Below are 19775 nucleotides of genomic sequence, written 5' to 3'. Positions count from 1 at the left end.
CATGGCGGATCCGGTGTCTGGCCTGGTCTGGCCCACAAGCTTCACCGCCGGTCGCGAATGCGCAAGCGGTCCGGTCCCTTCTTCTGTGCGAAGGCGACGCGCAGCATGCGACCGCGCCACTGATGACCGTTCGGCAGGCAGTCCTCGTCATTGCCTGCAAAAACGGCAATTCGACGCCTCATGCATGCATGAACAAGCGAAGCCGGCTGCCGATCATCGGCCTCGGGCGGAAAATCGCTTGGGGATCAGTGTCCTGAGCTTCTGGCACGGTCTGTGCTGGGCTGCATGCGTCACACCGACCGAGGCCGTGCCGATGCTCCCGCTCTCGTCCCGCTTGCCCGTCTTCGCGGCGCCCCGGCGCTCCCGCGCCCCGGTCGCTCGCCGCTCGCCGCCGCCTGCCACCTCTTTCGCCGCGCGCAAGGCCGCCGCGGCGCGCCGCAGCTCTCACATCGAAGGACAGACCCGATGATCACGCGCCGTACCGCTTTGGCCGCAGGCCTCGCCGCACCCTTCATCGCGCGGGGCAAGGCCCAGGCGCAGGCTCCGAGCCGCAAGGAAACGCTGCTGCTGGTGCAGGAATACGGGCCCAACAGCCTGGACATGCAGGGCATCGGCGCGTCGCAACCGGTCAATGGCGTCGCCTTGAACTGCTATGACAGGCTGCTGCGCTTCAAGCCGGTGCCGATCCCCGGCGGCGGCGGCCATCAGGTGGCGATGGGCGAGCTCGAGGGTGAGCTGGCCGAGAGCTTCCAGCTGGCCTCGGACGGGATGAGCGCCACCTTCAAGCTCCGCGACGCAAAGTTCCATTCCGGCCGGCCGGTGACCGCCCGGGACGTGAAATGGTCGCTGGATCGCGCCGTCTCGATCGGCGGCTTCGCCACCACGCAGATGAAGGCCGGCTCGCTGGAGAAGCCGGAGCAGTTCGTCGCCGTCGACGACAAGACCTTCCGCATCGATTTCCTGCGCAAGGACAAGCTGACCCTGCCCAACCTCGCCGTCACCATCCCCTTCGTCTTCGACGCCGAGCTGGCGATCAAGAATAGCGGCGGCGACGAATGGGCGAAGGAATATCTCAAGAACAATGTCGCCGGCTCCGGCGCCTACCGGGTCGAGAGCTGGAAGCCCGGTGTCGAGACGATCTATGTCCGCAATGACGACTGGGCCTGCGGCAAGCTCCCGCAGCTGCGCCGGGTGATCGCCCGCGACATCGCCTCGCCCTCGACGCGCAGGGCGCTGATGGAGCGCGGGGACGCCGATGTCAGCTACGGGCTGCCGCCAAAGGATTTCAAGGACCTGCTCGACGGCGGCAAGATCAATGTCGTGGGCGTGCCGATCCCGAACGGCGTCTGGGGCGTCTATCTCAACACCCAGGTCGGCCCCTTCAAGGATGTGCGGCTGCGCCAGGCCGTCGCCTTCGTGATGCCCTATGAGAAGATCCTGCAGGCCTCGCTCTTCGGCCGCGGCGTCGACATGTCGGGCGGACCGGCCACCCCGAAAGTCGCCTGGCCGCAGCCCTTCACCTACCGGACCGACGTCGCCAAGGCGAAGGCGCTGGTCGATGCGGCGGGCGGCGGCTTCTCGACCACGCTCTATTTCGATGCGGGCAATGCGACGGTCGCCGAGCCGATGGCCGTGCTGATGAAGGAGGCGCTGGCCCAGATCGGCATCACCGTCGAGATCAACAAGGTGCCGGGCGCCAATTTCCGCACCGAGATCGCCAAGAAGACCAATCCGATGGTGATCAACCGCTTCGCCGGCTGGCTGGACTATCCCGACTACTACCTGTTCTGGACGATGCACGGCAACAACTCGATCTTCAACATCGCCGCCTACCAGAATCCGGAGCTCGACAAGCTGGTCGACCAGGCCCGCTTCACCTCGGACAAGGCGATCTATGAGCAGAGCGTCATCGATTTCGTGAAGCTGGTGGATCGCGAGGTGCCGATGGTGCCGATCGCGCAGCCGACCCATGACGTCGCTCTGCAGAAGACGATCGGCGGCTACCAGTTCCAGCCCTGCCGCGAGCCGGATTTCCGCTATCTGACCAAGGCTTGAGCCGGTCTCCCCGGCGCAGGACCCGCGCTGCAACGCCATCGGAGGCCAAGCCATGCTCAGATTGATCGGCGCGAGGCTGATGACGACGATCCCGTCTGTGATCGGCGTGATCATCGTCACCTTCCTGCTGACGCGGGTGCTGCCCGGCGACACCGCGGCCTATTTCGCCGGGCCCGCCGCCTCGCCCGAGGCGATCGCCCAGATCCGCAGCAAGCTGGGGCTCGACCTGCCCCTGCCGGTGCAGTTCGTCTCCTATGTCAAGGCGCTGGTACAGGGCGATCTCGGCCAGTCGCTGACCACGGGCCAGCCGGTCACCGCCGATCTCGCCCAGCGTCTGCCGGCCTCGGCGGAGCTGACGCTGGCGGGGCTGCTGCTCGCCATGGCGGTGGCGCTGCCGCTCGGGGTGCTGGCGGCGGTCAAGCAGGGGTCGTGGATCGACCATCTCTGCCGGGTCGTCGCGACCGCCGGCGTGTCGCTGCCGGTGTTCTTTACCGGGCTGCTGCTGGTCTATGTCTTCTATTTCCTGCTCGGCTGGTCGCCGGCGCCGCTTGGCCGGCTCGACGTCTTCGCCTCGGAACCGGCGCGGGTTACCGGGCTCTATCTCGTCGATTCCCTGCTCGCCCGCGACGGCGAGACCTTTCGCGCGGCGCTGGCCCAGCTGATCCTGCCGGCGGTGACGCTGGCGATCTTCTCGCTGGCGCCGATCACGCGCATGACGCGCGCCTCGATGCTGGCGGTGCTCGGGGCGGATTTCGTGCGCACCGCCCGGGCGAGCGGGCTCTCCGGCGGCAAGGTGATCGGGACCTATGCGTTTCGGAACGCCATGCTGCCGGTGGTGACGACGCTCGGCATGGTGTTCTCCTTCCTGCTCGGCGCCAATGTGCTCGTCGAGAAGGTCTTCGCCTGGCCCGGCGTCGGATCCTATGCGGTGGAGGCGCTGATCGCCTCGGATTACGCGCCGATCCAGGGCTTCGTCCTGACCATGGCGATCCTCTACGTCGTGCTGAACCTGATGATCGACCTGCTCTACGGCGTGATCGACCCGCGCGTGCGGCTGGAGGGCTGAGGCATGAACGACATGACCCGGGTCGAGATGGAGCCGGCCCTGCGCTTCGACGCGCCGCCCTCGACCAGCCTGTTCGCCCATGCCAGGCACATCGTCTCGGAGAATCCGGTGACGGGCGTGGCCTTCGGGCTGTTCGGACTGATCCTGTTCGCGGCGCTGTTCGGCCCGTCGCTCGTGCCCTACGACCCGCTGGCGAGCGACACCAACGCCGCATTGCAGGGGCCGAGCCGGGCGCATTGGTTCGGCACGGACCAGCTCGGCCGCGACATCTTCAGCCGGGTCATCGTGGCGACGCGGCTGGATTTCACCATCGCGGTCGCCTCGGTGGCGCTGGTCTTCCTGCTCGGCGGGCTGGCGGGGGTGACGGCCGGTTTCTTCGGCGGCTGGGTCGACAAGGTGGTGGGGCGCATCGCCGACACGATCATGGCCTTCCCGCTGTTCGTGCTGGCGATGGGGATCGTCGCGGCGCTCGGCAACAGCGTCACCAACATCGTCATCGCCACGGCGATCATCAATTTCCCGCTCTATGCGCGGGTCGCGCGGGCGGAGGCCAATGTCCGGCGCGAGGCCGGCTTCGTGCGGGCGGCCAGGCTCTCCGGCAATTCCGACTGGCGCCTGCTGCTGACCCAGATCGTGCCCAACATCATGCCGATCATGGTGGTGCAGATGTCGCTGACCATGGGCTACGCCATCCTGAACGCGGCGGGCCTGTCCTTCATCGGGCTCGGCGTGCGCCCGCCGACGCCGGAATGGGGAATCATGGTCGCCGAAGGCGCGAGCTTCATCGTCTCGGGCGAATGGTGGATCGCCTTCTTTCCGGGGCTGGCGCTGATGACGGCCGTGTTCTGCTTCAACCTGCTCGGCGACGGCGTGCGAGATCTCGTCGACCCGCAGCGGAGGACCTGAGCGATGAGCGCGCCGGCCCTGCTCGAGATCAGCGACCTCACGGTCGAATTCGCCACCCGCCGCGGCGCCGTGCAGGCGGTGAAGGCGATCGACATCAGCGTCGGCAAGGGCGAGACCGTCGCCATCGTCGGCGAATCCGGCTCCGGCAAATCCGTCACCTCCTATGCGGTGGTGCGCATCCTGGACCGCGCGGGCCGGGTGGCTGAGGGGGCGATCTCCTTCTCGGGCATCGATCTCGTCGCCGCCAGCGAGGCGCAGATGCGCGATATTCGCGGCCGCGAGATCTCGATGATCTTCCAGAATCCGCGGGCGGCGCTGAACCCGATCCGCAAGGTCGGGCGGCAGATCGAGGACGTGCTGCTGCAGCATGTCCAGGCGACCCGGTCCACGGCCCGCCAGAAGGCGATCGAGGCGCTGGACAAGGTCAGGATCGCCCGGCCGGAGGAGCGCTACGACGCCTATCCCTTCGAGCTCTCCGGCGGCATGTGCCAGCGCGTGGTGATCGCGCTCGCGCTCGCCTGCCAGCCGCAGCTGCTGATCGCCGACGAGCCGACGACGGGGCTCGACGTCACCACGCAGAAGGCGGTGATGGATCTGATCGTGGAGCTGACGCGCGAGCGCGGCATGTCGACCATCCTGATCACCCATGATCTCGGCCTGGCCGCGGCCTATTGCGACCGGGTGGTGGTGATGGAGAAGGGCAGGGTGGTGGAGACCGCGGAGGCGGGCGCGATCTTCCGCGCGCCGCAGCATCCCTATACCCGCAAGCTGATGCAGGCGACGCCGCGCATCGGCATGCGCCTGCGCGACCTGCTGCCCGAGGCGCCGGCGCCTCTCGCTTCCGCCGCGGCCGCGCCGCGGGCCCCCGCGTCGGCGGAGGAACCGCCGCTGATGCAGGTCACCGATCTGGTGAAGGCGTATCCGCGGCCGGCTTCGGGCTCCGTCATGGCCCGGCTGCTGGGCCGGCAGGAGGCGGATCAGCCGCCGTTCCGGGCGGTCGACGGCATCAGCTTCAGCGTCGCGCGGGGCGAGACGCTCGGGCTGGTCGGCGAATCCGGCTGCGGCAAATCCACGACCTCGATGATGATCACCCGCCTGATCGACCCCAGCGCCGGCAGCATCGTCTTCGACGGGGTCGATATCGGCGCGATCCCCGCCCGGCGCTTCGCGGCCTCGCCCTTGCGGCGGCGCATCCAGATGGTGTTCCAGGACCCGACCGACAGCCTCAACCCGCGCTTCACCGCCGAGCGCGCCATCGCCGACCCGATCCTGCAGATGAACCCGCCGACGAGCCGTGACGCGCTGCGCGCCCGCTGCGAGGAGCTGGCCACGCTGGTCGGCCTGCCGGTGGAGCTGCTCGACCGATTTCCGCACCAGCTCTCCGGCGGGCAGAAGGCGCGGGTCGGCATCGCGCGGGCCATCGCCCTGAATCCGGATCTGGTGATCCTGGACGAGCCGACCGCGGCGCTCGACGTCTCGGTCCAGGCGGTGGTGCTGAACCTGCTGCAGGAGCTGAAGGAGCGGCTCGGGATGAGCTATCTCTTCGTCTCGCACGATCTCAACGTCGTCCGGCTGCTCTGCGACCGCGTGATCGTGATGCGCAGCGGCGCCATCGTCGAGCAGGGCACGGCCGAAGCGGTGTTGGGCGATCCGCAGGCCGCCTATACCAGGGAGCTGCTGACCGCGATTCCGCATCCCCCGGCCTGAGGACCCCGCATCATGATCATCAACGATCCCGCCGTCCTGGCCGAGGTCGAGGCCGCCTTCGCCGCGTATGAGGCGGCGCTCGGCAGCAACGACGTGGCGACGCTCGACCGGCTGTTCCGCAACGCGCCCGAAACCCTGCGCTACGGCGTGGCGGAGAACCTCTACGGCTATGACGAGATCGCCGCCTTCCGCTCGGCGCGCTCCCCGGTCGGGCTGGCGCGGACGCTGGAGCGGACGGTGATCACCAGCTATGGCGACAGCCTGGCCACCGCCAACACGCTCTATCGGCGCGCGAGCATGCCGGGCAGGATCGGCCGGCAGAGCCAGACCTGGGTGAAGTTTCCGGAAGGCTGGCGCGTCGTCGCCGCGCATGTCTCGGCCATTGCCGAATAGGCCCGGCCTCGCCGGGACGCCGGCGCCGACGCGCATGGAAGCGCTGCGGCTGCAGCTCTCCGACGAGATCGTCTCGGGAGTGCTCGCGCCCGGCACACCGCTCGACGAGCAGGAGCTGGCGCTGCGTTTCGGGGTGTCGCGCACCCCGGTGCGCGAGGCCATCCGGCAGCTCTCGGCGTCAGGGCTGGTCCGGGTCCGCCCGCATCGCGGCGCGATCGTGGCGCTGCCGACGCCGGAGGAACTCGACGACATGTTCGAGGCCATGGCGGAGCTCGAGGCGCTCTGCGCCGGGCTCGCGGCGCGCAATATGAGCCTCGCCAAGCGACGCGGGCTGGAGGCGATGCACCGGGATCTCAGGCTCTTGATCCGCGAGGGCGATCCGCTGCGCTATCACGAGCGGAACGAGGCTTTTCACGCGGCGATCTATGCCGGCTCGCATAATGGCTATCTCGCCGAGATCACGCTGATGACGCGGGCGCGGGTGGCGCCGTTCCGCCGCGCGCAATTCCGCACCAGCGGCCGGCTCGGCCTGTCCTATCGGGAGCATGATCTGATCGTGCAGGCGATCCTGCGCGGCGACAAGGCGGGGGCGAGCGAGGCGATGCGCGCCCATATCGACCTGGTGAGGGATGCCTTCAGGAGCTATGCGCAGGCGGCCTGCCCATGAGACGTCCAAAAGAAAAAAGGCAAGGCCGATGCCTTGCCTTTGCCAGTCTTTTTTTACCGCAGCAGGGGCACGCATCGTAGTGTGCGCGACTCGCCTGCCGAACGGGCGTTTGTTCCTCCCGAGACCTGGTCCGCGGCGCATTGACCTGGCAAAGCGCGCCCAGCGCCCGATTGATTAGCGGATCGTTACGGGCTTGTCACTAGTTTGCGCAGGCGAAGCCCGCAATTTCCGCAAAATTATTCTTCCCTAGACTTGTGCAGTGCAACATTCGGTCTCCGCGGCCCCGGCTGCGCCTTGTTCCGGCCAAAGGATGGCGCTAGGCGATCTGCCTGAGATGCCGGGCCCGCCGGCCGCCACGGAGATCGAACATGCTGCGCAGCACCCTCGTCGCCTTCGCCATCCTCGCCTCGTCGAGCCTCGCCCAGGCGCAGGCGCCGGACCCGAACAACACGCTGGTCCTGGAGACAAAGGACGGCCCGGTGACGATCCGGCTGCGCCCCGACCTCGCGCCCAAGCATGTCGCGCAGATTAAGGCGCTGACCAAGAAGGGCTTCTATGACGGCATCGTCTTCCACCGCGTGATCGACGGCTTCATGGCGCAGACCGGCGACCCGACCGGCACCGGGACCGGCAAATCGGACCTGCCCAATCTCCCGGCCGAGTTCACGCAGACCCCCTACAAGGTCGGCTCCGTCGGCATGGCCCGCTCGGCCTCGCCCGATTCGGCGAATTCGCAGTTCTTCATCTGCTTCGAGGGCTGCGCGCCGCTGACCGGCCAGTACACGCTGTTCGGCGAAGTCGTGTCCGGCATGGACGCCGTGCGCAAGATCAAGAAGGGTGCGGCCACGGCCAATGGCCAGGTCAGCAACCCCGACAAGATCGTGCGCATGCGCCTGCTGGCCGACGCGCGGTAGGACCGGCCATGGCGGCAGCCCCGGGCGGCCGGTTCGCGCTTGCCTTGCCCTGCCTGCTGCTGGCGCTCGCGGGCGCGGCGCAGGCGCAGGAGACGCGCGGGCTCGGCCTGCCGCCGGCCTCGGGCTCGCAGAACCCGGTGCTGCCGCCGCCATCCGGCTCGCAATATCCGGTGCTGCCGCCGCAGAGCGGGGAGCGCTATGTGCCGGGCGTCGGCGGCCCCTTCGGCGAGGGGGCCGGACGCGCTCCGCCGCCACGGGTCCGCGAGGGCGCGGGCGAGGTCGGCGTGGTCGGAGCGATCTCCCCCGCGACGCAGCCGCTGGCCGGCCCGGAGATCGACCGGCTGGACCAGATCGCCCCCGCATTGCGGCGCTGCTGGTCGCCGCCGGTGCTGAGCGGGTCCGAGACGGGCGTGATGGCGACCGTCCGCTTCAGCCTGAGGCGCGACGGCTCGCTGTTCGGCCAGCCGCGGCTGAGCTGGTCCACCAAGCGCACCGACGCGGCGCTGCGCGAGCGCTTCGGGCGCTCGATCATCGAGGCCGTGCAGGGCTGCACACCTCTGAGGTTGTCGCCGGGTCTCGGAGCGAGTATCGCGGGGCGACCTTTTTCCATCCGCTTCCACGGCCGCGTGCCGGGCAATGAAAGGCAGATCTGATGTCGCTCGATCCCGAGAACACCCTCGTCATGGAGACCACCAAGGGCCGCGTGGTCATCAAGCTGCGCCCCGACCTCGCCCCCGGCCATGTCGAGCGGCTGAAGACGCTGTCGCGCCAGGGCTTCTATGACGGCATCGTCTTCCATCGCGTCATCGACGGTTTCATGGCGCAGGTCGGCTGCCCGCACGGCACCGGCACCGGCGGCTCCGATCTGCCCGACCTCAAGGCCGAGTTCAACGCCGAGCCGCATGTGCGCGGCATCTGCTCGATGGCCCGCTCGCAGAACCCGAACTCGGCCAACAGCCAGTTCTTCATCGTCTTCGACGATGCCCGCTTCCTCGACAAGCAGTACACGGTCTGGGGTGAGGTGGTCGAAGGCATGGAGAATGTCGACCGCATCAAGCGCGGCGAGCCGGTGCGCGATCCCGATTCGATCGTCTCGATGAAGGTCATGGCCGACGCGGCCTGACCGCGGTGGATGTCGGGATCTTCGATTTCGACCTGCCCGAAGACCGCATCGCGCTGAGGCCCGCCAGCCCGCGCGATGCGGCGCGCCTGCTCGTCGTGCGGCCGGATGCGGCGAGCCCGTTCGAGGATCACGTGATGCGTGACCTCGCGGCGCTGCTGCGGCCGGGCGATGCGCTGGTGCTGAACGACACCCGCGTCATCCCCTCGCGTCTGCATGGGCGGCGCTGGCGCGGCGAGACGTCGGCCCGCATCGAGGTGATGCTGCACAAGCGCGAATCCGCGCATCGCTGGCTCGCCTTCGCCCGCCCCGCCAAGAAACTGGCGCTGGGCGAACGCATCGTCTTCGATGCGGAGGGCGCCTCCAACGCCTGCGAACTGGCGCGGCTCGATGCGGAGGTGATCGGCAAAGGCGAGGGCGGCGAGGTCGAGCTCGCCTTCTCGCTCACCGGCCCGCTGCTCGACGAGGCGATCGCGCGGCTCGGCGAATTGCCGCTGCCCCCCTATATCGCCGGCAAGCGCGCCACCGATGCGGCTGACGCGGTGGATTACCAGACCCTGCACGCCCGGGCCGACGGGGCCGTCGCCGCGCCGACGGCCGGGCTGCATTTCACGCCGGAGCTGGTGGCGGCGCTGGAGGCGCGGGGCGTCTCGCGCCATTTCGTCACGCTGCACGTCGGCGCCGGCACCTTCCTGCCGGTCAAGGTGGAGGATACGCGCGAGCATCGCATGCATGCGGAATGGGGCGATGTCTCCGCCGCCACGGCCGAGGCGCTGAACGCCGTGCGGGCGCGCGGCGGTCGCATCATCGCGGTCGGCACGACCTCGCTGAGGCTGCTGGAGAGCGCGGCGCGCGAGGACGGCACGATCGCGCCCTTCTCCGGCGACACCGCGATCTTCATCACCCCGGGCTACCGGTTCAGGGCGGTCGATCTGCTGCTGACCAATTTTCATCTGCCACGCTCGACGCTGTTCATGCTGGTTTCCGCCTTCAGCGGGCTGGAGGTGATGCGGCGGGCCTATGCCCACGCCATCGCCAGCGGCTACCGCTTCTATTCCTATGGCGATGGCAGCCTGCTGCAGCGGGCCGAGCTCTCCGGATCCTGAGCGGGCAGGGGGCTTCTTCCGGCTCGCCTTTGGCGGCCGGAAATGTTACCCGGCATCCACCACAGGGATGATTGACGGGCCATGGCCGATATTTTCCGCGAAATCGACGAGGAAGTGCGCCGCGACAAGGCGGCCGCCTTCTGGAACAGATATGGCAACTGGCTGATCGGGCTCGCGGTGCTGGTCGTGGCCGGCATGGGCGCCTGGCAATATTGGCTGCATCGCGAGAACCAGGCCTCGCAGGCCATGGGCGCGCGGCTCGAGGCGGCGTTGAAATCGTCGCGGGACGGCAATGCCTCGGAGGCCGAGACCATCCTCAAGGAACTGGTCGCCACCGCCCCGGCCGGCTATCGCCAGATCGCGCGCTTCCGCCTCGCGGCCGAGACGGCCAAGGGCGATGCCGCCGCCGGGGCCGCGGCCTTCGACGCGCTCGCCAACGATACCGGGCTGGAGCCGCTCTACCGCGATCTCGCCCGGCTGCGCGCCGGCATGCTGCGCGTCGATCTCGTGCCCTTCCCGGAGCTGCGCACGACTCTCGAACCGCTGGCGACGCCGCAGGGCGTCTGGCGCCATTCCGCCCGCGAGATGCTCGGCATCGCCGCGATGAAGGCCAATCTCTTCGAGGATGCCGGCCGCTGGTTCGACGCGATCGTCACCGATCCGCAGGTGCCGCAGGTGCTGCGCCAGCGCACGGAGCTCTATCTCGCTCTGGTCCGCGGCGGCCCGGTCGAGACCCGCAACTGAGCGGCCGGCGCCCCGGCCGCTCCGCCGGCCGGGACTGAGCCTCCCGCTTCGCCCTTGACGCGTCGTGACGACGCGAGCCGGCGTCCACGACGCCCGACAACGCTGCGGCGCATCCCGACCGGCGCGCTGCCGCACTGACAGGAACCGCAACACCACCATGACCGCAACCGTCGCGATTATCGGCCGTCCCAATGTCGGCAAGTCGACGCTCTTCAACCGGCTCGTCGGAAAGAAGCTCGCTCTGGTCGACGACCGGCCCGGCGTCACCCGCGATCGTCGCGAAGGCGATGCGGCGCTCGGCCATCTCCGCTTCAAGGTGATCGATACGGCGGGTCTGGAGGAGGCGGACAAGGATTCGCTCGCCGGCCGGATGCGCGCCCAGACCGAGACGGCGATCGAGCAGGCCGACGTGATCCTGTTCATGATCGACGCAAGGCTCGGCCTGACGCCGATGGACCAGCCCTTCGCCGAGCTGGTGCGCAAATCCGGCAAGCCGGTGATCCTGCTCGCCAACAAGGCCGAGGGGAAGAAGGGCCTCGACGGGATCTTCGAATCCTACGCGCTCGGCCTCGGCGATCCCGTGCCCTTCTCGGCCGAGCATGGCGAGGGCACCTCCGACCTGCTGGAAGCGCTGGCGCCCTATGTCGATGTCGAGCCGGAGGAGGACGAGGCCTTCGACGAGAGCTATGGCGACAAGCGCTGGGTCGCTCCGCCCGCGGCCGCAGAGGAGGAGGATTACGAGAACGATCCGAACAAGCCGCTGCGCGTCACCATCATCGGCCGCCCCAATGCCGGCAAGTCGACGCTGGTCAACCGGATGATCGGCGAGGAGCGGCTACTGACCGGGCCGGAGGCCGGGATCACGCGCGACACCATCTCGGTCGATTACGAATGGCGCGGGCGGCCGGTGAAGCTCTTCGACACGGCCGGGATGCGCAAGCGCGCCCGCATCGAGGAGAAGCTCGAGAAGCTCTCGGTCGCCGATGCGCTGCGCGCCATTCGCTTTGCGGAGGTGGTGGTGGTGCTGCTCGATTCCACCATCCCCTTCGAGAAGCAGGATCTGACGCTGGTCGACCTGACCGAGCGCGAGGGCCGCACCGTCGTCATCGGGCTGAACAAATGGGATCTGGTCGCCGACAAGGCGGGGCTGCTGGCCGAGCTCAAGGAGAAGGCCAATCATCTGCTGGCGCAGGTGCGCGGCGTGCCGATCGTGCCGCTCTCGGGGCTGGCGGGCGAGGGGATCGACCGGCTGATGCAGGCCGTGTTCCAGAGCTACGAGGTGTGGAACCGGCGCGTCTCCACCGCGCGGATCAATCGCTGGCTGGAGGGCGTGCTCTCGGCGCATCCGCCGCCGGCCGTGGCGGGGCGCCGGATCAAGATCCGCTACATGACCCAGGCCAAGGCGCGGCCGCCGACCTTCGCGCTGTTCGGCAACCAGCTCGACCATCTGCCGGTCTCGTATACGCGCTACCTCGTCAACAACCTGCGCGAGGCCTTCGACCTGCCGGGCACGCCGATCCGCCTGCATACGCGCGGCGGCGACAACCCCTACGACAAGGGCAAGAAGTAGCCGGCCCGGTCGACGCTCCAGCAGCGAGCGGGAGCGTCGGCGCGGGCGCGATCAGTCTTGGCGCGATAAGCCCTGGCGCGATCAGCCCTGGCGCGGGCTCGCGCTCGCCGTCACCAGCTTGGCATGCATCGCCTCGATCAGCAGATCATGCGCACGGGCGGCGATCGCGTCGAGCGACGGCGTCTTGACGAACATCGCGGCGGCGCGCTCCTGCAATTCCTCGCGGCTCGGCAGGCTGAACTGGGCCCAGGCCTCCTGCGCCTGCTGCTGCATTTCGGCGAAGCGGCCACCGGCCCGGTGCTGCAGATCGGCGAGGGCGCCGCGCAGATCGGCCAGAGTCATGCTCGGCAGATGCAGCTCCGACAGCGCGGGCGTCGCCGCATAGGCCTCGCGGAAGGCGGCGACCGCGCGCTCGACCGGGATCGAGGCGGCGAGCCGCTCCGCCGAGCGCTCGATCACCCGCGGCGGCAGCGCCTGCGACCGCTCGATCACCGCCTGGGGCGGAGCCCGCAGATCCCAGAACAGGCCGATCTTGGAGAGGCCCAGGATGATGTAATAGGTCGGGTCCCATTGCCACCAGCGGAAGCCCTGGCGCACGCTGTACTGGTAGGCATGGTGATTATTGTGCCAGCCCTCGCCCATGGTGATGATGGCGAGCCACCAATTGTTGCGGCTCTCGTCGCCGGTCACGTAATGCTTGTCGCCATGCACATGGGCGAGCGAGTTGATGCAGAAGGTGGCGTGGTAGACCGCGACCGTCGACCAGAAGAAGCCGACCACCAGCCCGGCCCAGCCGTCGATGGCGAAGCAGAGCAGCGCCAGCAGGATCGCGGGGGCGATCTCGAAGCGGTGCAGCAGCCTGAGCTCCGGAAAGCGCGTCAGATCCTGGATGGTGCTGGCGTCGAACCGGTCATGCCGGCGCGCGAAGATCCATCCCATATGCGAGTAGAAGAAGGAGCTGTGCACCGGCGAGTGCACATCCTCCTCCGTATCGGCGAAGCGGTGATGGTGACGGTGCTTCGAGGCCCACCACAGCACGCTCTTCTGCGCCGTCGACTGCGCCAGCATCGCCAGCACGAACTGCATGAAGCGGCTGGTCTTGTAGGTCCGGTGCGAGAAATAGCGGTGATAGGCGCCGGTCACCGCGAACATGCGCAGCCAGTACAGGCCGATGGCGAGCCAGGCCGAGGTCCAGGTGACGCCGGTCCAGATCACGCCGAAACAGGCGAGATGAGCGAGAACGAACGGGATGGCGGAGGGATAGACGATGTCGCCTTCGTCATGGGCGGGAGCGTGGTCGGTCAAGCAGGCCTCGGTTTATCGGGCGGAAGGGGGTCGCGCGCGCAGTCGAGCGCGGTCGAGTCGCAGGGCACGCGTCTAGCTACAAAGCAGGTCGCCAATGCGGCGCGCAAGTGGCGACACGTCGCATGTCCGGCGTTGCCCGGCGCCGGCCCGGGCGAAAAACGCGCTCGTCCGTCATCGAACTGTCACGCTAAGATGGCTCAAGCCAAGCGAGGGAGGCCATCGTGGCCGGATCCACCGACGTGACGAGGACAGAAGCCATGGATGCGGATTCCGCTGCGGTCGAGACGATCGCGCCGCCGCCGGCCGTGGACGCGATCCCGCTGCGCGAATCGCCCCGGCGCTTCATCAACCGCGAGATTTCCTGGCTGCAGTTCAACCGGCGGGTGATGGAGGAAGCCTCCAACCGCAACCATCCCCTGCTCGAGCAGCTGCGCTTCCTCTCGATCTCCGCCGCCAATCTCGACGAATTCTTTATGGTCCGCGTGTCGGGGCTACGCGAGCAGCATAAGGCCGGCGTCGTCACGCGCAGCCAGGACGGGCTGACCCCGGCGGAACAGCTGGAGGCGCTGCGCGAAGCGGTCTCCGCGCTGACCGACGACCAGCAGGCGCGCTGGGTCGAGCTCAAGCGCGACCTGCACGACAACAGGATCGATCTGATCGAGCCCAAGGCGATCGGCAAGCAGGACCGGCTCTGGCTGGAGGATTACTTCCTGCATTACGTCTTCCCGGTGCTGACGCCGCTGGCGATCGACCCGGCGCATCCCTTCCCCTTCATCCCCAATCTCGGCTTCACGCTGGCGCTGGCCCTGGAACGGGTCTCGGACGGGCGCCAGCTCGACGCGCTGATCCGCGTGCCGATCAAGATGGACCGCTTCATCGAGCTGCCGGATCTGGCGCGGGAGGGGCGGCACCGCTTCATCACGCTGGAGGATGCGGTCTCGCTGTTCATCGGCAAGCTGTTCCCGGGCTATGCGGTGAAGGGCACCGGCTCCTTCCGCGTGATCCGCGATTCCGATCTCGACATCGAGGAGGAGGCGGAGGATCTGGTGCGCGTCTTCGAGACGATGCTGAAACAGCGCCGCCGCGGCGTCGTGATCAGGCTCGAGGTCTCGACCGGGATGCCGGCCCATCTGCGCCGGCTGATCGTGCGCGAGCTCAAGGTCGATCCCGACGAGATCGTCGAGGTCGGCGGCATGATCGGCCTGAACGAATTGTCGCAGCTCGTCGGGGTGGATCGGCCGGATTTGAAGTTCAAGCCCTACAATGCCCGTTTCCCGGAGCGCATCCGCGAGCATGGCGGGGATTGCTTCGCGGCGATCCGGCAGAAGGACCTGATCGTCCACCACCCCTATGAGAGCTTCGACGTCGTCGTGCAGTTCCTGCAGCAGGCGGCGCGGGATCCCAATGTCGTCGCGATCAAGCAGACGCTCTATCGCACCTCCGCCAATTCGCCGATCGTGCATGCGCTGGCCGAGGCGGCGGAGGCCGGCAAATCCGTCACGGCGCTGGTCGAGCTGAAGGCGCGGTTCGACGAGGAGGCGAATATCCGCTGGGCCAAGGATCTCGAGCGGGCCGGCGTCCAGGTGGTCTACGGCTTCATCGAGCTCAAGACCCATGCCAAGCTGTCGCTGGTGGTGCGCCGCGAGGCCGGGCAGCTCGTCAGCTACTGCCATATCGCGACCGGCAATTATCATCCGATCACGGCGCGGATCTATACGGACGTCTCCTTCTTCACCGCCGATCCGGTGATGTCGCAGGATGTCGCGCGGGTCTTCAACTTCATCACCGGCTATGCCGAGCCGGCCGAGCTCGAGAAGATGTCGGTCTCGCCGGTGGGGCTCAAGCAGCGGCTCCTCTCCGACATCGCCGAGGAGATCGCCCATGTGAAGGCCGGCCGCAAGGGCGCGATCTGGGGCAAGTGCAATTCGCTGGTCGATCCGGTGATCATCGACGCGCTCTACGACGCCAGCCAGGCCGGGGTGGAGGTCGATTTCATCGTCCGCGGCATCTGCTGCCTGCGCCCCGGCGTGCCGGGACTGTCGGAGAACATCCGGGTCAAGTCGATCGTCGGACGCTTCCTCGAACATACCAGGGTCTATGCGTTCGGCGGCGGGCACGGGCTGCCTTCGGCCAAGGCCAAGCTCTACATCTCCTCGGCCGATCTGATGCCCCGCAATCTCGACCGCCGGGTCGAGGCGCTGACGCCGATCCTCAATCCGACGGTGCACCAGCAATTGCTCGAGCAGATCATGCTGGCGAATTTCCTGGATAACGAGCAGAGCTGGACGATCTTGCCGGATGGCGGCTCGCGACGCATTGTCCCGGCCACGGGCGAAGAGTCGTTCAACGCCCACAAATATTTCATGACCAACCCGAGTCTCTCAGGACGTGGCAAATCCCTCTCGAATTCCAGCCCTCGCAGTCTCTCGCGGCGTTCCGGCAAGCCGGGTTGACCGCGGCGGCTCGGTGATCGTGCAGGGCCGCCTCAGCCTCGGCGACACCATCGCGATCATCGATATCGGGTCGAATTCGGTCCGCCTCGTCGTCTACGAGATGCTGGCCCGCGCCCCGGCCCAGGTCTTCAACGAGAAGGAGATGGCGGGGCTCGGCCGCCATGTCGCGACGACCGGCCGGCTCTCCGAGGATGCGATGCGCCGCGCGCTGGAGGCGCTGCAGCGGTTCCGCATCCTGTGCGAGGCGATGCAGGTCGGCACATTGCGCGTCATCGCCACCGCCGCCGCGCGCGAAGCGGCCAATGGGCCGGAATTTCTGGCCCGGGCGCAGCAGGCGATGGGCCAGCCGATCGAGCTGATCTCCGGCGACCGCGAGGCCTATCTCTCCGGGCTCGGCGTGATCTCCGGCTTCGCCGAGCCGCATGGCGTGGCCGGCGATCTCGGCGGCGGCTCGCTCGAGCTGGTGCCGATCGATGGCGACCGGGTCGGCGAGGGCGTCAGCCTGCCGATCGGCGGGCTCGCCCTGATGGACCGGTCGAAAGGCTCGCTGCGCGCCGCCGAGAAGATCGTGCGCGAGCAATTGGCCAATCACCCGCAGATCGCGGCGATGCGCGGCAAGGATTTCTTCGCCGTCGGCGGGACATGGCGCGCCCTGGCGACGCTGCACCAGCATCAATCGGGCTATCCGCTCAGCGTGATGCATGGCTACACCGTGCCGGCGCCGGATGTGGCGGATTTCGCCCGGCTGGTGGAGCGGGCCGACGCCTCGGTGCTCGGCGCCATCGAATCGGTGTCTTCGGCGCGGCGCCCGCTGCTCGCCTATGGCGCGGTCGTGCTCGACCAGCTGATCAAGCGCGGCCGTCCGCGGGCCGTGGTCATATCGGCCAGCGGCGTGCGCGAGGGGCTGCTGCACGAGATGCTTCCCGAGAGCGAGCGCCGGGTCGATCCCTTGCTGCGCGGCGCCCATGACTACAACCAGCTGCGTGCGCGCGATCCGCGCCATGCGCTGGACCTCATCGCCTGGGTCGACGGGCTGGTCGAGAGCGTCGGCCTGCCGGAGGAGCCGGGCAGAAGGCGCATGCAGGATGCGGCCTGCCTCCTCTCCGATATCGGCTGGCGGGCCCATCCCGATTATCGCGGCGAGCAGAGCCTCAACGTCATCGCCCATGCCGCCTTCAGCGGGGTCGACCATCCCGGCCGGGCCTTTTTGGCGCTGACCGTGTTCCACCGCTATGCCGGCGCCAAGAGCCCGAGCCTGACGGCGGAAGGGCTGCGCCGCCTGCTCACGCCGCGCCAGCTCGAACGGGTGCAGCTGCTCGCCGGCGCCTTCCGCGTCGCCTATCTGCTCTCGGCCGGCATGTCGGGCCTCCTGCCGCGCACCACCTTGGCCTGCAGCGGCAATAGGCTGGTGCTGACCCTCTCGCGCGAGCTGAACGCGCTGTCGAGCGACCGCGTCTCCGGACGGCTGAAGCAATTGGCGAAGCTGCTCGGGCGGGAGCACGAGATCCGGCTCGGCTAGACCAGGCCGTTGCGCGCTTGCCGGTTCCCTCGCGCGCGATCACGGGCTAGAGCATCAGCCGAGCTCCATCCCGCTGCCATGGCCCGAGACCGATGTTCGATATCAAATGGATCCGCGACAACGCCGCCGCCTTCGACGCCGGCCTGACCAGGCGGGGACTGGCGCCGCTATCGGCCCGGCTTCTCGAGCAGGATGACCGGCGGCGCGCGGCGATCTCCGGGGCCCAGGCCGCGCAGGAGCGGCGCAACGCCCTCTCCAAGGAGATCGGCCGGGCGATGGCCGCGAAAGACCTCGCGCTGGCCGAGACGCTGAAGGCCGAAGTCGCGGCGCTGAAGGACGGCCAGCCGCAGCTGGAGGCGCAGGAGAAGGCGGCGAAGGAGGCTCTGGAGACGGAGCTCGCCGCGATCCCGAACCTGCCGCTGGCCGATGTGCCCGATGGCGCGGACGAGCACGGCAATGTCGAATATCGCCGCCATGGCGCGCTGCCCGAGGCCAGCGGCGGGCGGCTGTTCGGGATGAACGGTCCGAAGGAGCATTACGAGCTCGGCGAAGCGCTGGGGCAGATGGATTTCGAGGTCGCGGCGAGATTGTCCGGTTCGCGCTTCGTGGTGCTGAACGCGGGCATCGCCAGGCTCAGCCGCGCCATCGGGCAGTTCTTCCTCGACGTCCACACCGAGGAGCATGGCTATACCGAGGTGATGCCGCCGCTGATGGTGCGCGACGAGGCGATGTTCGGCACCGCCCAGCTGCCGAAATTCCGCGACGACCAGTTCCGGGCGGGTGACGAGCATTGGCTGATCCCCACCGCGGAGGTGCCGCTCACCAATCTGGTGCGCGACAGCATCCTCTCCGAGGAGGAGCTGCCGCGGCGCTACACCGCGCTGACCCCCTGTTTCCGCGCGGAAGCCGGCTCGGCCGGACGCGACACCCGCGGCATGCTGCGCCAGCACCAGTTCGAAAAGGTCGAGCTGGTCTCGATCACGACGCCGGAAAAATCGCTGGAGGAGCATGAGCGCATGCTGTCCTGCGCCGAGACCGTGCTGAAGAAGCTCGATCTGCACTATCGGGTGATGACTTTGTGCACCGGCGATATGGGCTTCGCCTCGCAGAAGACCTACGACATCGAGGTCTGGCTGCCGGGGCAGAAGAGCTATCGCGAAATCTCCTCCTGCTCTGTCTGTGGCGATTTCCAGGCCCGCCGGATGAATGCCCGCTACAAGAGCAGGGACGGCAAGGGGCCGTTCTTCCTGCACACGCTGAACGGCTCGGGCACCGCGGTGGGCCGCGCGCTGATCGCGGTGATGGAGAATTACCAGAACCCCGACGGCTCGATCACCGTGCCCGAGGCGCTGGTGCCCTATATGCGTGGTGTCAGCCGCATCGCAGCGGCGTGATCCTGCGCCCGTTCCCCCCGACCGACCGCCGAAAGCCCGAGCCATGCGCATTCTCGTGACCAATGACGACGGCATCCATGCCGAGGGGCTGGCGGTGTTGGAGGATATCGCCCGGCAATTGTCGGACGAGGTCTGGGTGGTCGCGCCCGAGACCGACCAATCGGGCGTGGCGCATTCGCTGTCGCTGTCGAACCCGCTGCGCCTGCGCCAGGTCGGCGAGCGGCGCTACGCCGTGGCCGGCACGCCCACCGATTGCGTGATCATGGCGGCGCGCTCGATCATGGTCGAGGCGCGGCCCGACCTCGTGCTCTCGGGCGTCAATCGCGGGCAGAACGTCGCCGAGGACGTCACCTATTCCGGCACCATCGCCGCCGCCATGGAGGGCACGCTGCTCGGCATCCCCTCGATCGCGATCAGCCAGGCCTATGGGCCGCAGGGGCGCGACAGGATCGAATGGGATTGCGCCCGCCACCATGCGCCCGGCATCATCCGCCGGTTGCTGGAGGAGGGCATCCCGAAGGAGATCCTGTTCAACCTCAACTTCCCCAATGTCCCGCCGGCCGAGGTCGCGGGCGTAGCGGTGACGGCCCAGGGGCGGCGCGACCAGGAGCTGATGCGGCTGGAGCCGCGGCATGACGGGCGCGGCAACCCCTATTTCTGGATCGCCTTCCAGCGCAGCAAGAGCGAGCCGGCCAATGGCACCGATCTGCGGGCGCTGGCCGAGAAGAAGATATCGGTGACGCCGATCGAGCTCGACCTGACGCATGAGCCGACCCTGACCCGCTTCGCGCAGATTTTCGCCTAGGCGACGAGTTTACGCCGTCATTGCGAGCGCAGCGAAGCAACCCAGCCTTAT

18 protein-coding genes are annotated in these 19775 nt (G+C 68.2%); 17 read left to right on the top strand and 1 reads right to left on the bottom strand.

Annotation, left to right across the window (positions count from 1 at the left end):
• The 13 genes from ASG72_RS21180 to der all read left to right on the top strand — a co-directional run.
• A partial coding sequence (locus tag ASG72_RS21180) for a hypothetical protein (protein WP_210168559.1) occupies nucleotides 1-257 on the top strand: 257 nt, incomplete at its 5' end.
• Nucleotides 258-465: 208 nt separating this feature from the next.
• Nucleotides 466-2055, top strand: coding sequence for an ABC transporter substrate-binding protein (locus tag ASG72_RS16245; protein WP_056714169.1), 1590 nt, complete (start codon nucleotides 466-468; stop codon nucleotides 2053-2055).
• Between the two features lie 52 nt (nucleotides 2056-2107).
• Entirely contained in the window at nucleotides 2108-3121 is a 1014-nt protein-coding gene (locus ASG72_RS16240) for an ABC transporter permease (RefSeq protein WP_056714166.1), read from the top strand.
• 27 nt (nucleotides 3122-3148) lie between these two features.
• A complete protein-coding gene (locus ASG72_RS16235) occupies nucleotides 3149-4027 on the top strand; it encodes an ABC transporter permease (protein WP_056714866.1) in 879 nt (292 codons plus the stop codon).
• 3 nt (nucleotides 4028-4030) lie between these two features.
• Nucleotides 4031-5734 (top strand): ABC transporter ATP-binding protein, encoded by a 1704-nt coding sequence (locus tag ASG72_RS16230; RefSeq protein WP_056714162.1) that lies wholly within the window; start codon nucleotides 4031-4033, stop codon nucleotides 5732-5734.
• Between the two features lie 12 nt (nucleotides 5735-5746).
• Nucleotides 5747-6127 (top strand): oxalurate catabolism protein HpxZ, encoded by a 381-nt coding sequence (gene hpxZ, locus ASG72_RS16225; RefSeq protein WP_056714158.1) that lies wholly within the window; start codon nucleotides 5747-5749, stop codon nucleotides 6125-6127.
• Nucleotides 6105-6794, top strand: a complete 690-nt coding sequence (locus ASG72_RS16220; protein ID WP_056714155.1) for a GntR family transcriptional regulator — start codon at nucleotides 6105-6107, stop codon at nucleotides 6792-6794. The genes hpxZ and ASG72_RS16220 overlap by 23 nt, the downstream gene beginning before the upstream one ends.
• 368 nt (nucleotides 6795-7162) lie before the next feature.
• On the top strand, nucleotides 7163-7708 hold the full coding sequence (locus ASG72_RS16215; protein WP_056714152.1) for a peptidylprolyl isomerase: 546 nt from the start codon (nucleotides 7163-7165) through the stop codon (nucleotides 7706-7708).
• A gap of 8 nt (nucleotides 7709-7716) precedes the next feature.
• Entirely contained in the window at nucleotides 7717-8361 is a 645-nt protein-coding gene (locus tag ASG72_RS16210) for a hypothetical protein (RefSeq protein WP_056714149.1), read from the top strand.
• Nucleotides 8361-8831: a peptidylprolyl isomerase gene (locus ASG72_RS16205; protein WP_056714148.1), complete on the top strand. Its 471-nt coding sequence runs from the start codon at nucleotides 8361-8363 to the stop codon at nucleotides 8829-8831. The genes ASG72_RS16210 and ASG72_RS16205 overlap by 1 nt, the downstream gene beginning before the upstream one ends.
• Nucleotides 8832-8836: 5 nt before the next feature.
• Complete coding sequence (gene queA / locus ASG72_RS16200) at nucleotides 8837-9934, top strand: tRNA preQ1(34) S-adenosylmethionine ribosyltransferase-isomerase QueA (protein WP_056714145.1); 1098 nt, start codon at nucleotides 8837-8839, stop codon at nucleotides 9932-9934.
• A gap of 81 nt (nucleotides 9935-10015) precedes the next feature.
• Nucleotides 10016-10678 carry a tetratricopeptide repeat protein gene (locus ASG72_RS16195; protein WP_056714142.1) on the top strand — a complete coding sequence of 221 codons (663 nt, stop codon included), beginning with the start codon at nucleotides 10016-10018 and terminating at the stop codon, nucleotides 10676-10678.
• Between the two features lie 157 nt (nucleotides 10679-10835).
• Nucleotides 10836-12248, top strand: coding sequence for a ribosome biogenesis GTPase Der (der, locus tag ASG72_RS16190; RefSeq protein ID WP_056714139.1), 1413 nt, complete (start codon nucleotides 10836-10838; stop codon nucleotides 12246-12248).
• Between the two features lie 81 nt (nucleotides 12249-12329).
• Here the strand turns inward: der and ASG72_RS16185 are convergent, their stop codons facing one another.
• Complete coding sequence (locus ASG72_RS16185; RefSeq protein WP_056714137.1) at nucleotides 12330-13553, bottom strand: acyl-CoA desaturase; 1224 nt, start codon at nucleotides 13551-13553, stop codon at nucleotides 12330-12332.
• Nucleotides 13554-13774: 221 nt separating this feature from the next.
• On the opposite strand from ASG72_RS16185, the gene ASG72_RS16180 reads away from it, so the two are divergent.
• The 4 genes from ASG72_RS16180 to surE all read left to right on the top strand — a co-directional run bounded on the left by ASG72_RS16180 (nucleotide 13775) and on the right by surE (nucleotide 19724).
• The gene (locus tag ASG72_RS16180) at nucleotides 13775-16006 is read left to right on the top strand and encodes an RNA degradosome polyphosphate kinase (RefSeq protein ID WP_244488828.1); all 2232 of its coding nucleotides are present in this window, start codon (nucleotides 13775-13777) and stop codon (nucleotides 16004-16006) included.
• Nucleotides 16007-16025: 19 nt separating this feature from the next.
• Nucleotides 16026-17525, top strand: a complete 1500-nt coding sequence (gene ppx / locus ASG72_RS16175; protein ID WP_082540435.1) for an exopolyphosphatase — start codon at nucleotides 16026-16028, stop codon at nucleotides 17523-17525.
• 92 nt (nucleotides 17526-17617) lie between these two features.
• Nucleotides 17618-18919: a serine--tRNA ligase gene (gene serS / locus ASG72_RS16170; RefSeq protein WP_056714130.1), complete on the top strand. Its 1302-nt coding sequence runs from the start codon at nucleotides 17618-17620 to the stop codon at nucleotides 18917-18919.
• Between the two features lie 43 nt (nucleotides 18920-18962).
• On the top strand, nucleotides 18963-19724 hold the full coding sequence (surE, locus tag ASG72_RS16165; RefSeq protein WP_056714127.1) for a 5'/3'-nucleotidase SurE: 762 nt from the start codon (nucleotides 18963-18965) through the stop codon (nucleotides 19722-19724).
• Nucleotides 19725-19775: the final 51 nt, after the last annotated feature.

Source organism: Allobosea sp. Leaf344 (assembly GCF_001426225.1).
Taxonomy (GTDB): Bacteria; Pseudomonadota; Alphaproteobacteria; order Rhizobiales; family Beijerinckiaceae; genus Allobosea.
This window is presented reverse-complemented; position numbering and strand designations above follow the sequence as displayed.